This is a genomic window from Chromobacterium sp. FG89 (assembly GCF_057808735.1).
The window spans coordinates 205,283-219,609 of sequence record NZ_JBMDIQ010000006.1 but is presented as its reverse complement, the minus strand read 5'-3'; the positions used below and the strand labels follow the sequence as shown (position 1 = coordinate 219,609).

Below are 14,327 nucleotides of genomic sequence, written 5' to 3'. Positions count from 1 at the left end.
GCTCAGCGGTGCGAGGCCTGCTTGCACTCGCTGAGAAAACGCGCGCGGTCCGCCTCGCCCACTTCTCCGGCGAAGCCCTGGGTGATCACCGCCTCCGCGCCGCGCCGGTTTTCCCCCAGTTGCAAACACATCTGCTTGGCCTGGATCACACAGGCCGCGCCCTTGGCCATGCCGTGCCGCACCAGCGCGTCCGCCACTTCCTGGCAAATCCATTCCTGGTAATTCAAGCGGTGCGAGATCACGTCGATCAGCCGCGCGATGCGGCCGAAGCCGTGCAGCCGTCCGCCCGGAATGTAGGCGACGTGGGCGATGCCTTCGAAGGGCACCAGATGGTGCGGACACAGGCTGTGGATGGAGATATTGCTGATGATGACCATCTCGCGGGAATCGTCTTCAAAACCGCAGCCCAGCACCTCGCTCGGATCGGCGGCGTAGCCGTCCAGCAAGCGGTCGCGCCAAAACGCGCCGACACGTTCCGCGGTCCTGCCCAGGTGCGGATCGCCTTGCGGCTGAAAGCCGCAGGCGGTCAGCAAATCGGTCACCGCGCGCTCAAACGCCTCCTTGTCGAAGGGCCGCAAGCGTTCCACGCCCACCTTGGGCGCGCGCTCCGGCGCTGGATGATCGCAATGCTGGTGGTCCATATCGTCTCCCTTGTGAGCGCTGGTTCAAAGTCCGCCGCGCGCCGGCGAGTCAGAGCGCGGCCGGGGCCGCCTCGCGTGAAGCGAAACAGGCTTTGCGGCGGCGACGCGCAATCGAAATAGGAATTCGAGAGCGGCCCGGAGGGAAAGTTGCATCCGCCGGCGGCATGAAAAACCCGGGGGCGACGACCGCCGGCCCCGGGTTTTCGACTATATCACAGGCCGCCGCCGCTACACGCGCGCGCCATCCAGGTTGGATTTCATCTCGTAGCTCTGCTTGACGTCGCCATTGCCGTCCACGCTTTCCAGCCTCACGTCGAAGCCCCACAGCCGGCACACGTGCTTGAGCACCTCGTTGGCGCTGTTGTCGTCCAGCGGCCGCCTGTTGTGCATGGTGTGGCGCAGCACCAGGCTGCGGTCGCCGCGCACATTGACCGACCACACCTGGATATTGGGCTCGCGCGAACCCAGATTGTACTGCTCGGCCAGCTTGCCGCGGATATCGCGGTAGCCCATGTCGTCGTGGATGGCGGACACCTCCAGCTTGTCGTCGTGGTCGTCGTCGCGGATGGAGAACAGGCGGAAATCGCGAATCAGCTTGGGCGACAGATACTGCGAGATAAAGCTCTCGTCCTTGAAGTTCTTCATCGCGAACTCCAGGGACTCCCGCCACGGCGTGCCGGCCAGGTCCGGGAACCAGGCGCGGTCCTCGTCGGTGGGGGCTTCGCAAATGCGCTTGATGTCCTGATACATGGAGAAACCCAGCGCGTACGGGTTGATGCCGTTGTACCAACGCGCCGTCACCGGCGGCTGGTACACCACATTGGTGTGGCTCTGCAAAAACTCCATCATGAAACCGTCGGTGACCATGCCCTTGTCGTACAGGCGATTGAGGATGGTGTAGTGCCAGAACGTGGCCCAGCCCTCGTTCATCACCTGGGTCTGCCGCTGCGGGTAGAAATACTGCGCCACCTTGCGCACGATGCGCACCACCTCGCGCTGCCAAGGCTCCAGCAGCGGCGCGGATTTCTCGATGAAATACAGCAGGTTTTCCTGCGGCTCCGGCGGAAAACGCGGCGGCGCCTTGTCGCTGCCGTCCTTGTCGCGCTTGGGAATGGTGCGCCACAGGTCGTTGACCTGGGTTTGCAGGTATTGCTCGCGCTCTTCCTGGCGCGCCTGCTCCTTGGCCAGCGACAGCTTCTGCGGCCGCTTGTAGCGGTCCACGCCGTAATTCATCAGCGCGTGGCAGCTGTCCAGCAAGTCCTCCACCGCGTCTATGCCGTAGCGCTCCTCGCACTTGGTGATATAGCTCTTGGCGAACACCAGATAGTCGATGATGGCCGAGGCGTCGGTCCAGGCGCGGAACAGGTAGTTGCCCTTGAAAAAGCTGTTGTGGCCGTAAGCGGCGTGGGCGATCACCAGCGCCTGCATCGTCATGGAGTTTTCCTCCATCAGATAGGCGATGCAGGGGTTGGAGTTGATCACAATCTCATAGGCCAGCCCCATCTGGCCGCGCTTATAGCTCTTTTCGGTGGCGACGAAATGCTTGCCGTAGCTCCAGTGATGGTAGTTGACCGGCATGCCCACCGAGGCGTAGGCGTCCATCATCTGCTCGGCGGTGATGACTTCCAGCTGGTTGGGATAGACATCCAGCTTGAATTCATCCACCGCGATGGTGCGTATCTGCCGGTCGTACTCGTCGACCAGGTCGAAGGTCCATTCGGACCCGGTAGAAATCGGTGTCATGTTGCTCCCCCCTTGGCAAGACCGCTCAGAACCTGTTTACGATCTGCTGCGCGTCGGCGATACGGCGTCGAAACCGAGCTCAAAATGCTCATGTACCACGTGTACATTCCGCTTTTTCGCTCGTTTCCGCCTTGTCTCGCGAGATCATAAACACGTTCTCAGGCGGTGGCGGCGCGGCCATTGGCCGGCTGGCGCTTGAACAGTTCCCGGAAGACCGGGTAGATGTCGGAAGCCGAACGAATTTTCTGCATGGCGAACTGGCGGTTGCGTTCCTGCACCTTCAAGTATTCGTACCAGAGGTTTTGCGGCTCTCCTTCGGTGATCTCGATGTAGGCGAAGTACTGGCAGTAAGGCAGCAGGTCCTCCTCCATGATGCGGCCGCAGTTGGCGGAATCGCTGTCCCAGTTGTCGCCGTCGGACGCCTGGGCGGCGTAGATATTCCATTCGCTGCCGGCGTAGCGTTTCTTGACGATCTCCGCCATCAGATTGAGCGCCGAGGACACCACGGTGCCGCCGGATTCGCGCGAGTGGAAGAAATCCTCCTCGCTCACCTCCACCGCACTGGTGTGATGGCGGATGAACACCACCTCGATCTTCTCGTAATTGCGCTGCAGGAACAGGTAAAGCAGGATGAAGAAGCGCTTGGCCATGTCCTTTTTCTGCTCGTCCATGGAGCCGGACACGTCCATGATGCAGAACATCACCGCCTGACTGGTGGGCTTGGGCTGCTTGACCCGGTTGTTGTAGCGCAGGTCGAACGGGTCTATCCACGGAATGCTGGCGATGCGTTCGCGCAGCCGGTGAATGCTTTGCCGTTTTTCGCGGATTTCCGAGGTGTTGTCCTCGTCATCCTCCATCAGGGTGTCGAGCTCCTCCTCCGCGTCGCCCAACGTGGCCATGGTGGGCGCGGCCATCGCCACCCGCCGCGCCAGCGCGCCGCGCAGCGAACGCACGATATTGATGTTGGCCGGCGTGCCGTCGTTGGTGTAACCGGCGCGCACCGTCTTCATCTCCTCAATGCCCATCAGCTGGGTCTTGATCAGATTGGGCAGGGCCAGGTCGTCGAAGAACACGTTCATGAACTCTTCGCGCGACAGCTGGAACACGAAATCGTCCTCGCCCTCGCCGTCCTGGCTGGCCTTGCTGCCGCCTCCGCCCCCGCCGCCCTGCGGCCGCGGCAGGCGGTCGCCCTTGACGAACTCCTCATTGCCCGGGTGCACGTTTTCCGTCATGCCGCCCTTGCCATGATGAAACACGGGTTCGGAAATATCCTTTACCGGAATCGAGACCTTCTCCCCGCTCTCGATATCGGTAATGCTGCGCCCCTTGACCGCCTTGGCGACGGCCTCCTTGATTTGGGCCTTGAAACGGCGCAGAAACCGTTCGCGGTTGACCGCGGACTTGTTCTTGCCGTTGAGGCGCCGATCGATGATGTGGGACATAAGCACCTCGCTTTGCCTGTGCCGGCGGCGGCCGCCCGCGGGCGGCCATCGCCTGGCTTGCTGTTGTTATATTCTTCACCGCCCGGCGGCGACAGCGGCCGCGCGGGCGATTTCCGGCGCCGCCCCAGGCGGCGCCGGATCAGCGACGGCTTACGAGGACTTGCGCACTCGCAGATACCATTCGCACAACAGACGCACTTGCTTGGCGGTGTAGCCTTTTTCCACCATGCGGTTGACGAAGTCCTCGTGCTTCTTCGCATCCTCGGCGCTGGCCTTGGCGTTGAAGGAGATCACCGGCAGCAGCTCCTCGGTGTTGGAGAACATCTTCTTCTCTATGACCGTGCGCAGCTTCTCGTAGCTGGTCCAGGTGGGATTCTTGCCGCCGTTGTTGGCCCGCGCCCGCAACACGAAGTTGACGATCTCGTTGCGGAAGTCTTTGGGGTTGGAAATCCCGGCCGGCTTCTCTATCTTCTCCAGCTCCGCGTTCAAGGAGGTTCGGTCGAAGATCTCGCCGGTGTCCTGATCGCGGTACTCCTGATCCTGAATCCAGAAGTCCGCGAAGCTGACGTAGCGGTCGAAGATGTTCTGGCCGTATTCGGAGTAGCTTTCCAGATAAGCGGTTTGAATCTCCTTGCCGATGAACTCCACGTACTTGGGCGCCAGGTACTCCTTCAGGAAGGTCAGATACTTCTGCTCGATTTCCGCCGGGAACTGCTCGCGCTCAACCTGCTGCTCGATCACGTACAGCAAGTGCACCGGGTTGGCCGCCACTTCGCTGTGATCGAAGTTGAACACCTTGGACAGAATCTTGTAGGCGAAGCGCGTGGACAAGCCGCTCATGCCCTCGTCCACCCCCGCGTAATCGCGGTATTCCTGGATGGATTTGGCCTTGGGATCCGTATCCTTCAGATTGTCCCCGTCGTACACCTGCATCTTGCTGAACAGGCTGGAGTTTTCCGGCTCTTTCAGCCGCGACAACACCGCGAACTGCGACATCATCTTCAGCGTGCCCGGCGCGCACGGCGCGCGGCCCAGCGAAGAGTTGCGGATCAGCTTGTCGTAGATCTTGATCTCGTCGGACACGCGCAGGCAATACGGCACCTTGACGATGTAGATCCGATCCAGGAAAGCCTCGTTGTTCTTGTTGTTGCGGAACTGCTTCCACTCGGATTCGTTGGAGTGGGCCAGGATCACGCCTTCAAACGGAATCGCGCCAAAGCCCTCGGTGCCCTTGAAGTTGCCTTCCTGGGTGGCCGTCAGCAACGGGTGCAAGACCTTGATCGGCGCCTTGAACATCTCCACGAATTCCAGCAAGCCCTGGTTGGCCAGGCACAAGCCGCCGGAGTAGCTGTAAGCGTCCGGGTCGTCCTGCGCGTATTTCTCCAGCTTGCGGATATCCACCTTGCCCACCAGCGACGAAATATCCTGATTGTTCTCGTCGCCCGGCTCGGTCTTGGCCACCGCGATCTGCTTGAGTACGGACGGATAGCGTTTGACCACGCGGAACTGGCCGATGTCGCCGTTGAACTCATGCAGCCGCTTCACCGCCCACGGGCTGGGGATGCTCTTCAGATAACGGCGCGGGATACCGTATTCCTCTTCCAGCAGCGCCCCGTCCTCGTCGTAGTTGAACAGCGCCAGCGGAGACTCGTTGACCGGGCTGCCTTTCAGGCAATAGAACGGCACCAGCTCCATCAGCTCTTTCAGCTTCTCGGCGATGGACGATTTGCCGCCGCCCACCGGGCCCAGCAAATAGAGGATCTGCTTCTTCTCTTCCAGGCCTTGCGCGGCGTGGCGGAAGTAGGACACCACCTGTTCGATCACCTCCTCGGTGCCGTAAAAATCACGGAACGCGGGATAGACCTTGATGACTTTGTTGGAAAAGATGCGGGACAGACGCGAATCGTGCCGAGTGTCCACCAGCTCCGGCTCGCCTATGGCGGCCAGCATGCGCTCTGCGGCGGTGGCGTAAGCGCCGGGGTCTTTCTTGCAGAGCTCCAGGTACTCCTGGATGGTGTACTCCTCCTCACGAGTCTTGTCGTAACGAGCAGCGTAGTGACTGAAGATATCCGGGTGCATGGCTCTCTCCTGGCAGGTAGCAGAGGCGCAAACGATATGCACGCGGCATCCGCTGCTCCCCTTGCTGAATTAGAGTATTCACATTGTTTCCGGCTTTCTTTTTCTGGGTATAGCATAACGCACAGCCTGGCAGGGCAAAACCGCGCCTGCACACAAAATATGAGATCGTGAGCCAGATTCAATACAAGTATTTGAAATGGATGGTGAATTCCGCCAGCTTTTTTTTGTAACGGAAGACGAGCGGCGTGTAAGCGGGAGTAAACGGAAATCGGCCCTAAAAAAACGCTTTGAGAATCAAACGTTTCCAACGCGGCGATTGAAACATTCACGCCGCGCAGCGCGGCGAAAAAGGAGAAGGGAATATAAAGAATGCGCCGCACCCGCGCGGACTGCGGCGCTCAGCCTTTGCGCTGCACAATGCGCACGCCGATTTCATAGATGCGGCCGCGCTGCACCTCATTGCAGCGCTTCACCTCCACCACCGCCTCCAAGGGCTTGCCCGGCATGCCGCCCACGCCCGGGGCCAGCACGATCACGGACAGACGCTCGCCGAACTGCGGCACAAAGGACGAGCGCAAGGCCATGCCGTCCACCGACAGATCCACGCACTCGCCGTAATGGGTTTCGCCGCTGATCAAAGAACGGATGCGGGCCTTGCAGCCCATGCTGATGCGGCGCCCGCGCCGTCGATCCCGGTAAGGATCAAACGGCGACACCCGGCATCCTCCCGGCCTGGTGCGCCGCCAGCCAGTGCAGGCCCACGATGGACTTGCTGTCGCAGATCGCCCCGCTCAGCGTCATCTCCATCGCCTGGGCCACCGGCACCGTCAGCACCTCCAGGAATTCGCCCTCGTCCAGCCGGCTGCCCTGCTGGCTCAGCCCTTCCGCCAGGTAATAACTGATGCGCTCGTTGGAATAGCCAATGCAGGGATAAGCGGTGCCCAGATACGTCCAGCGCTCCGCCGCGTAGCCGGTTTCCTCCAACAGCTCCCGCCTTGCGGTGGCCGCCGGGTCCTCGTCCGGGTCTATCTTGCCGGCGGGAATCTCCACGAACTCGCGGCCGGTCGGATAACGGTACTGGCGCTCCAGCACCAGCTTGCCGTCCGGCGTCAGCGCCAGCACCGCCACCGCGCCGGGGTGCAGAATGTATTCGCGCGTGGACGCCGCGCCGTCCGGCAGCGCCACCTCGTCTTTATGAACCTTGAGAAAACCGCCCTGATACACCAGCTCCGACGACAACTGCTTTTCAACCAGATCCACAATCACCCCTTAAAGTGTTCTGCAATGCCTGCTTTTCCAGGCGCTGATCACCGCCCAGCGCCACAGCAGCCGCGTCAACGCGTAGCCGATCACGGCAAAGGTCAGGCCCAGCGCCGGCAATCCCACCAGCAAGGGCCAGCCCAGCTCCGCCAGCCAATTCAGGCAGGCGTGCCACCAATCCGGCAAGCTCATCCGGTCCCAATTGGGCGGCGGCGTCATTGTACCCGCAGCCGGATTGCCCAGTAAAAGCTTGCCATAAGCATAAGCCAGAAAGTACAGCGGCAATACGGTCAAAGGGTTAGTGTACAGCGTGAACAACACCGCCACCGGCAGATTCACCCGCATCAGCAAAGCCAGCGCCACCGCCGTCACCTTTTGCGTGGGGCCGGGCATCAGGCCGGCGAACAACCCCACCCCCACCCCCATCGCCACCTTGCGGCGGTTCAGCGACCAATACGCCGGCCGGTCCAGATAGGGCGCCAGCCGGCGCAGGCCCGGCTTCTGAAACCAATGGTGCCGGTAGGCAACCCATTTGCGTACCTTGCGTCTAAACCAAGTCATCTGGAATGTTTTGATCCTTGTGCGCGCGCGTTGCCGTTAAACCACACTCGGCGACGGGTAAAACGCGAAAAGCTTGTCAAAGCCACGTCGATAATTTAAACAAGCGTTTGAATTATTCGCCCAAGCGCAGGGCGAACCCAAACACGACAGACCTGGGCCGGATCGTCCAGGCCGCGCAAACCAACAGGAGAGACCCATGCCTGCATACCAAGCCCCGCTGCGGGATTTCGATTTCGTGCTCCACGAGCTGATCAAGGTACAGGACATCATCCCCACCCTGCCCGGCTACGAAGAAGCCACCCAGGACATCTTCCGCTCCTATCTGGAAGCTGCCGCCCAGTTCTGTGAAAGCGAACTGGCGCCGCTGAACCGCCAGGGCGACGAAGAAGGCTGTCACTACGACAGCACCACCAAATCCGTCACCACCCCACCCGGCTTCAAGGAAGCCTACCAGCAATACCGTGAACTGGGCTTCCCGGCGCTGGACTGCGACCCGGCCTACGGCGGCCAGGGCATGCCCAAGGCGCTGGGCTTCCCCATCATGGAAATGCAGTGCTCCAGCAACGTGGCCTGGTCCATGTACCCCGGCCTGTCCCACGGCGCGTATTCTGCCATTCATGCCCACGGAACCGAAGCGCAAAAAGCGGCCTACCTGCCCAAACTGGTGGACGGCAGCTGGACCGGCACCATGTGCCTGACCGAACCGCACTGCGGCACCGACCTGGGCCTGCTCAAAACCCGCGCCGAACCGAACGGCGACGGCAGCTACAGCATTACCGGCACCAAGATTTTCATCTCCGCCGGTGAACATGATATGTCCGACAACATCATCCACCTGGTGCTGGCCCGCCTGCCGGACTCGCCCAAGGACGTGAAAGGCATCTCCCTGTTCATCGTGCCCAAATTCCATGACGACGGCAGCCGCAACCCCGTGGCCTGCGGCAGCCTGGAACACAAGATGGGCATCAAGGCCAACGCCACCGCGGTAATCAACCTGGACGGCGCCAAAGGCTATTTGATTGGCGAAGTCAACAAGGGCCTGTCCTGCATGTTCACCATGATGAACGCCGCCCGCCTGGGCTGCGGCATGCAAGGCCTGGGCATAGGCGAAGCCTCCTTCCAGGGCGCGCTGGCCTATGCGCGCGAACGCCTGCAAATGCGCTCGCTCTCCGGCGACAAATGCCCGGACAAGCCGGCGGACCCCATCATCGTCCACCCGGACGTGCGCCGCATGCTGCTGACCCAGAAAGCCTACACCGAGGCCGGCCGCGCGCTGACCAGCTTGCTGGCGCTGCAACTGGACATTGAAGACAAACACCCGGACGCCGACGCCCGCCAGGACGCCGCCGACCTCGTGGCCCTGCTCACCCCGGTGGCCAAGGCCTTCATGACCGACAACGGCTACGAAGCCGCCAACCTGGGCATGCAAGTGTTCGGCGGCCACGGCTACATCCGCGAATGGGGCATGGAACAACTGGTACGCGACTGCCGCATCTCCCAAATCTACGAAGGCACCAACGGCATCCAGGCCATCGACCTGCTGGGCCGCAAAGTGCTGATGGACCAGGGCCAGAAGCTGCGCAAGTTCACCAAGCAAATCCACAAGTTCTGCCAGGCCAATGAAGGCAACGACAAGCTGGCCGACTACGTGGCCCCGCTGTCCAAGCTGTTGAAAGACGTGGGCGAAGTGACCATGGGCATCGGCATGGCCGGCATGCAGAACCGCGACGAAGCTGGCGCGGCCGCCACCGACTACCTGCGCCTGATCGGCCACCTCAGCTACGCCTGGCTGTGGGCGCGGATGGCGGAAGTGGCTCACTCCAAGCTGGGCGGCGGCGAAGACGGCTTCTACCAAGCCAAGATCCTGACCGGCCGCTTCTATATGAGCAAGCTGTTCCCGGAAGTACACAGCCTGCTGGCCAAGCTCAAGGCCGGCGCCAAGCCGTTGATGGAGTTGCAGGACGAGCACTTCGCGTTCTGAAGAACCTGTTCAATGTCTGCTGCGCTTCAGCGATACGGCGTTGAAAACCAGCTCAAAATGCTCATGTACCACGAGTACATTCCGCTTTTTCGCTCGTTTTCGCCTTGTCTCGCCCTTGCTCGCGAGACGTTGAACAGGCTCTAAGCCACTTACGATAGTGAAACGGAAACGGCCCCTTGGGGCCGTTTTTCTTTTGCCGCCGCCCGCCCCTCACCAGGCCGAGCCTCGAGCCATCACGATAGTAATTCATAAAAAACGAATACAAAGCTAATTATATTTCACTTTTAACGAACAACAGGGCTTCGTAAAATGGCCGCCATGGATACTCCGCGCCGACGGCAGCGGAACATTCGCATTCATTCACCCAATACCAGAGGCCCTCTCATGATTACCCTGAACGTATTCTTCAACGTCAAAGCCGAAAGCCAACAAGACTTCCTCACCCTGCTCAACACCATGGTACGGGAATCCAATAAGGAAACCGGCTGCAACTACTACCAGCTTTGGCAGCAAGCCGGCGAGCCGCTGCGCTACGCGCTGATCGAACTGTGGGACAGCAAAGAGCGCCTGGCCGAACACCAGAAAACGCCGCACTGGATCGCCTTCAACGACCGCGTCAACGACTATCTGGACGGACAGTATGATGAGCACCATTACTCCGAACTCGCCCGCTAAGGACCTGCTTACGATCTGCTGCGCGTCGTGAAGTCTTGCACGGTGAGTACAAGCTCAAAATGCTCATGTGCCACTTGTACATTCCGCTGTCTCAGCGGTTTCCGCCTTGTCTCGCTCTTGCGCGCGAGATTTTGAACAGGCTCTATTACACACAGCGCAAAACCAAACGGCCCCGAAGGGCCGTTTTTTCATGACCAACGCGCTCAGCGCTGACGGCCCCGACCGCGCTTCTTGCGCCGCTGTTGCTGCTGCGTCTCCGCCAACTGCTCCAGGCACAGATAAAGCTGCTGCACCGCCTCCACATGCTGCGCCAGATCCACCCGCTCCACCGCCAGGTTCAACAACATCTCCAGATAATTGAAGAAGCCCTTGCACAGGCCGATGCGGTAACTCCTGTCGGCAAAATCCATATCACTGGCAATGCGGAACAACAGCCCGCGCGCCGCGTGCTGGCGGTTGTTCTTCAACAACTGAGCCATGTGCGCCGCGTACTGGCGGCCAATCGCGCAAGCCTCGAAATAATCCTGGGGCTCCGCCGGCTGCCAATAATGCGGATAAGTGCGGCCCGGCACGCGGCGGACAAAGGGCAGACGGAGGTCTTTGGCTTCGCTGGAGGGGAAACGGTAGCGGGAACGGCGGGGGTTGGGGAAGTCAGCGAGGTCGAACAGGGAAACAGGGATCGGGGATAACTTCTTTGACATGATATTTCTCCTGCAGTCTGTGGAAGTACCACCATCCCCTTCTCACGGGGGAAGGCAGACCGAACAGAGCGTGAGAAACCAGCGACTGCGAGCTGGCCAACCAGAGGTTACCCCATCCGGTCCGCCATACAGACGCAACAGGACGCGCGAAATGCGCGGATAGCCGCATTTCGCCCGCAGTCGATAAAACGAAGATGGGTTCTCACGCCCAGTGCCGGGATAGAGCGGCACGCGGGGATTGTTGCTGAGTAGAAGGCGAGGGTCAAGCCTTGGACATAGCAACGTGGCTTCTACATTTTGTATCCCTATCTATGCAACAGATGAGCATGAGAAGGGTGTCAGCTTCTCAATCGAGACCGCAAACAATGACAAACAACTTAAAAATCCATAATATGACCTAAAGTAGATAGTTAGGTCGATACATCACCGCTAGGAAAGCACATTTATTTTGGAGATAGAAGTTGCGCGACTTCAACAATGCAGGAGAAATCAATGTTCAGGGCAATTTCAATGTCACTGACAACTCCCACAATGCACATAAGCTCTTGATTCAATGTTCTATAGATGAGCTGCTTCGAGAACGGCCATTCCGACAAGAGAACATCCAACTCGAACAAGCAAGAAAGGTAAAGCGACTTAGGCCATTTTATGCACTAACTTTAATTTTGGCCATTAGTACTGCAACATGGGCAACTCTAAATGGGAAAACAGACTTGGCCACAATTATTATGAGTGGAGCCACCCTTTTTCTCGGATACCAATCGCTCAAAGCCACACTCGAACCGAATGCATTTCAAATCGAGGAGCGAAATGCCGTTAACGAGATCAACAAAATACTTAAACAAAGAAGATTTGAATAAAAATTGAGAATAATTCAAAAAACCATCTAACAGATGGGACGTATTGTGTAGTTTAAACATTTACAACAACCTATCTTCACATGCATCTCACTCTATGTGAACAACCTGTTGGGAAGCGGATGAACGACGCCATACCAACAAAGAGGCATTTGCAATGCACTCCATCATGGGCACCTTTGAGAGAATTCAATGAAGCACTGGACTGAGCCACAAGGAATATTGCTCATGCAAATCCCGATTGAGTGGCAATATTTGAACATTGCCATCAAAAACACCAAGGAAAAGCCACCATATATTTTCGAACCATATGAAAATCCTATCGGGCGCTTTCAATTAAGTTGCCACCCATTATCGGACGCCCCTCTCGAATTTAAAAAAATAACTCAAGAAGAACTAAGCTCAAAAAAATGGAGACATTCAATAGATTGTTCAGAAAAAAATGAAACTCATATTTTTATCTGTGCAAGAGATGACCAAGCACTAACAGCAAAGTATATATACAATATAAATTTACGTAACGACAGTAGAATTTTGGATCAATTGAAAATCACCCATTCGGTCCTCGATTCAATAGTTATTGTTCCATTGCAAGAAAGAACCATTGCTGCAAACCTTGATAAGTACGATCGTTTCCTTGCTTCATTAGTGGCCTCCTATGACTTACTTTACTCTGCAATTAATTCAAACTCATACATTGAATTGATTATAGTTTGCGCCAATCAAATTGACGCATTCCTTAGACTAGGCATTGTCATCAAAAAGCAATTACAATCCTGCAGCAACGATATTGAGATAAAATATCTCTTTCAAGATGAAAATGAAAAAGGAATTCTGGAGCGATCAGTTTTCAATCACGCGTTAGAATTGGGCTTAATAAATCAAACCCTACATAATGAGCTTAGCCAATTATACAATCTCAGAAATCGGGTTGTTCATCGATATATAATTTCTCCAATCAACACCCGAGATATGGTAGAAGTATCAACTAAATATCTAGAGCATTTAGAGAAAGTCAGAATCCTACTACGCGAACTTGAAGAACAACAGATTGGCAAAAGCTTTGGCATTTACGGCAATGGATTTGTCAGAGCCAAAAGCTTTGACAATGTAGAGATTCGTCGTGCTCACTCATGGGCTAACGACAAACACTTACTTAAGCGCTTCAATAGGAAGATTACAAGTGAGAAAAAGTGAAAATCATATTTAAACCCCCCATCAGCTCATGACAGCCAATCAGCGCAAGCCTACATTTTCCTAAAGAAAAATTATAACATTCCGACTTGAAATCGGAAGGCATGACGTTTGTGTTCAACAATCGGTGTCAGCAATATCAATTGATATACGGGCCTGCATACCCGTATAAATACTGTTTTATATTTTAGGATCACCATGGACTTCGGCTCATTTATCTCAGGTGCAATTACAACCACAACTTTAATTGGCACTCTAGCGTTCCTTGCAAAAACTTGGATCGAGAAACGTATCGAGTTTTCAATCCAGCACGAATATGACAAAAAGTTATCAAAGCTTGAAAATGATCTTGAAGTACGCCGCAGGGCTGAGTTGGTAGCTGATCTAATGGCAGAGTGGATAAAAGACACTAAAGAACTTGACTACCACCGCCTAAATCAACTGTCGTTCCAAGCCTTTCTTTGGCTACCCCCACAGTTAGCTCGTGACCTGTCAGACACCCTAGCCCACGAACCAGGCTCGGATGACCTACGGTCAATCATTCATAAAGTCAGGAAACATCTCCTGGGTGAAAGTGACAATCTTGAAGCACATCAGGTTATCGTCTTCAAAGAAAAAACCAATATATAACCCGACGTTCAATCCCACTCCCTTCGGTCGCTGGACTCTGTGCGATAAAGACTCACAGCGCCAATTAACTCTACACTAAGTATTATCAGGCACATGCAACTCGTCTACTCACTAAAGAATGAACTTGCCTCAGACTCCCGACAGGTTGCGACTGCTCAAGCACTCACTCTCGATCTTTCACGCCCGTTTGGCCTTAAAGGAACCTTTGGCCTTTTTGGATCTGATGAATGGTGGCAAAGCATTGGGACCGGCAGACTTCAGAAAACAGAACTAGAGGGAGTCATAACCTTGCTAGGCCGCGTGGGGATGCATAACGAATCACCAGTATTTAATGCGCACCTAGATAATGGTGATCACTACACGTACGATACCGCGGCTGACACAAAGAAAGGTGTCAAAAAGTATATCGTTGGAAAGCGCGTAAAGATTGTACTCGTCCGAGACCCTTTGAAGAGCCCATCTACCTCTCGCGGAACGCACTCTGAAATTGTTATTGAGATATGGGTAGAAGAGTGATAGATCAAACACCTAACTATTCCGCCGACAGAGGCCATCCACAAACT

Annotated in this window: 14 protein-coding genes; 6 read left to right on the top strand and 8 right to left on the bottom strand. The window is 56.6% G+C overall.

The features are described 5' to 3' along the window. Positions 1 to 2 precede the first annotated feature (2 nt). From folE to ACODRW_RS08565, 7 genes are all read right to left on the bottom strand, one after another. Complete coding sequence (folE, locus tag ACODRW_RS08595; RefSeq protein ID WP_107799855.1) at positions 3 to 641, bottom strand: GTP cyclohydrolase I FolE; 639 nt, start codon at positions 639 to 641, stop codon at positions 3 to 5. Positions 642 to 869: 228 nt separating this feature from the next. Continuing rightward, entirely contained in the window at positions 870 to 2,384 is a 1,515-nt protein-coding gene (locus tag ACODRW_RS08590; protein WP_107799856.1) for a SpoVR family protein, read from the bottom strand. Positions 2,385 to 2,542: 158 nt separating this feature from the next. After that, entirely contained in the window at positions 2,543 to 3,826 is a 1,284-nt protein-coding gene (locus ACODRW_RS08585) for a YeaH/YhbH family protein (RefSeq protein WP_107799857.1), read from the bottom strand. A 150-nt stretch (positions 3,827 to 3,976) separates the two neighbouring features. Continuing rightward, positions 3,977 to 5,905, bottom strand: a complete 1,929-nt coding sequence (locus tag ACODRW_RS08580) for a PrkA family serine protein kinase (protein WP_081545718.1) — start codon at positions 5,903 to 5,905, stop codon at positions 3,977 to 3,979. A 398-nt stretch (positions 5,906 to 6,303) separates the two neighbouring features. Further along, on the bottom strand, positions 6,304 to 6,621 hold the full coding sequence (locus ACODRW_RS08575; protein ID WP_081545720.1) for a PilZ domain-containing protein: 318 nt from the start codon (positions 6,619 to 6,621) through the stop codon (positions 6,304 to 6,306). Next, the gene (locus ACODRW_RS08570) at positions 6,608 to 7,165 is read right to left on the bottom strand and encodes an NUDIX domain-containing protein (protein ID WP_264372981.1); all 558 of its coding nucleotides are present in this window, start codon (positions 7,163 to 7,165) and stop codon (positions 6,608 to 6,610) included. Before ACODRW_RS08570 ends, ACODRW_RS08575 begins: the two co-directional genes overlap by 14 nt. A 9-nt stretch (positions 7,166 to 7,174) precedes the next feature. Next, complete coding sequence (locus ACODRW_RS08565) at positions 7,175 to 7,726, bottom strand: DUF2062 domain-containing protein (RefSeq protein ID WP_019100393.1); 552 nt, start codon at positions 7,724 to 7,726, stop codon at positions 7,175 to 7,177. Between the two features lie 196 nt (positions 7,727 to 7,922). Between ACODRW_RS08565 and ACODRW_RS08560 the strand changes: the two genes are divergently transcribed. Both ACODRW_RS08560 and ACODRW_RS08555 read left to right on the top strand, forming a co-directional pair. Further along, complete coding sequence (locus ACODRW_RS08560) at positions 7,923 to 9,707, top strand: acyl-CoA dehydrogenase C-terminal domain-containing protein (protein ID WP_488905542.1); 1,785 nt, start codon at positions 7,923 to 7,925, stop codon at positions 9,705 to 9,707. Between the two features lie 384 nt (positions 9,708 to 10,091). Further along, a complete protein-coding gene (locus ACODRW_RS08555) occupies positions 10,092 to 10,382 on the top strand; it encodes a putative quinol monooxygenase (RefSeq protein ID WP_107799859.1) in 291 nt (96 codons plus the stop codon). A 203-nt stretch (positions 10,383 to 10,585) separates the two neighbouring features. Here ACODRW_RS08555 and ACODRW_RS08550 read toward each other — a convergent pair whose 3' ends face one another. Further along, positions 10,586 to 11,083, bottom strand: a complete 498-nt coding sequence (locus ACODRW_RS08550) for a hypothetical protein (protein WP_488905541.1) — start codon at positions 11,081 to 11,083, stop codon at positions 10,586 to 10,588. Positions 11,084 to 11,544: 461 nt separating this feature from the next. On the opposite strand from ACODRW_RS08550, the gene ACODRW_RS08545 reads away from it, so the two are divergent. The 4 genes from ACODRW_RS08545 (at position 11,545) to ACODRW_RS08530 (ending at position 14,280) form a co-directional block, all read left to right on the top strand. Next, positions 11,545 to 11,943: a hypothetical protein gene (locus ACODRW_RS08545; protein WP_231465655.1), complete on the top strand. Its 399-nt coding sequence runs from the start codon at positions 11,545 to 11,547 to the stop codon at positions 11,941 to 11,943. 225 nt (positions 11,944 to 12,168) lie between these two features. After that, positions 12,169 to 13,137, top strand: a complete 969-nt coding sequence (locus tag ACODRW_RS08540; RefSeq protein WP_488905540.1) for a hypothetical protein — start codon at positions 12,169 to 12,171, stop codon at positions 13,135 to 13,137. 195 nt (positions 13,138 to 13,332) lie between these two features. Further along, the gene (locus tag ACODRW_RS08535; RefSeq protein WP_488905539.1) at positions 13,333 to 13,764 is read left to right on the top strand and encodes a hypothetical protein; all 432 of its coding nucleotides are present in this window, start codon (positions 13,333 to 13,335) and stop codon (positions 13,762 to 13,764) included. A 93-nt stretch (positions 13,765 to 13,857) separates the two neighbouring features. Beyond that, complete coding sequence (locus ACODRW_RS08530) at positions 13,858 to 14,280, top strand: hypothetical protein (protein WP_488905538.1); 423 nt, start codon at positions 13,858 to 13,860, stop codon at positions 14,278 to 14,280. The last annotated feature ends 47 nt before the right edge of the window (positions 14,281 to 14,327 follow it).

Excerpts from the sequence above, each read along its gene's own strand:
- ACODRW_RS08565 (WP_019100393.1), bottom strand. The coding sequence starts at position 7,726 with ATGACTTGGTTTAGACGCAAGGTACGCAAATGGGTTGCCTACCGGCAC.
- ACODRW_RS08560 (WP_488905542.1), top strand. The coding sequence starts at position 7,923 with ATGCCTGCATACCAAGCCCCGCTGCGGGATTTCGATTTCGTGCTCCAC.
- ACODRW_RS08540 (WP_488905540.1), top strand. The coding sequence starts at position 12,169 with ATGCAAATCCCGATTGAGTGGCAATATTTGAACATTGCCATCAAAAAC.
- ACODRW_RS08580 (WP_081545718.1), bottom strand. The coding sequence starts at position 5,905 with ATGCACCCGGATATCTTCAGTCACTACGCTGCTCGTTACGACAAGACT.
- ACODRW_RS08535 (WP_488905539.1), top strand. The coding sequence starts at position 13,333 with ATGGACTTCGGCTCATTTATCTCAGGTGCAATTACAACCACAACTTTA.
- ACODRW_RS08530 (WP_488905538.1), top strand. The coding sequence starts at position 13,858 with ATGCAACTCGTCTACTCACTAAAGAATGAACTTGCCTCAGACTCCCGA.
- ACODRW_RS08550 (WP_488905541.1), bottom strand. The coding sequence starts at position 11,083 with ATGTCAAAGAAGTTATCCCCGATCCCTGTTTCCCTGTTCGACCTCGCT.
- ACODRW_RS08585 (WP_107799857.1), bottom strand. The coding sequence starts at position 3,826 with ATGTCCCACATCATCGATCGGCGCCTCAACGGCAAGAACAAGTCCGCG.
- folE (WP_107799855.1), bottom strand. The coding sequence starts at position 641 with ATGGACCACCAGCATTGCGATCATCCAGCGCCGGAGCGCGCGCCCAAG.
- ACODRW_RS08590 (WP_107799856.1), bottom strand. The coding sequence starts at position 2,384 with ATGACACCGATTTCTACCGGGTCCGAATGGACCTTCGACCTGGTCGAC.
- ACODRW_RS08555 (WP_107799859.1), top strand. The coding sequence starts at position 10,092 with ATGATTACCCTGAACGTATTCTTCAACGTCAAAGCCGAAAGCCAACAA.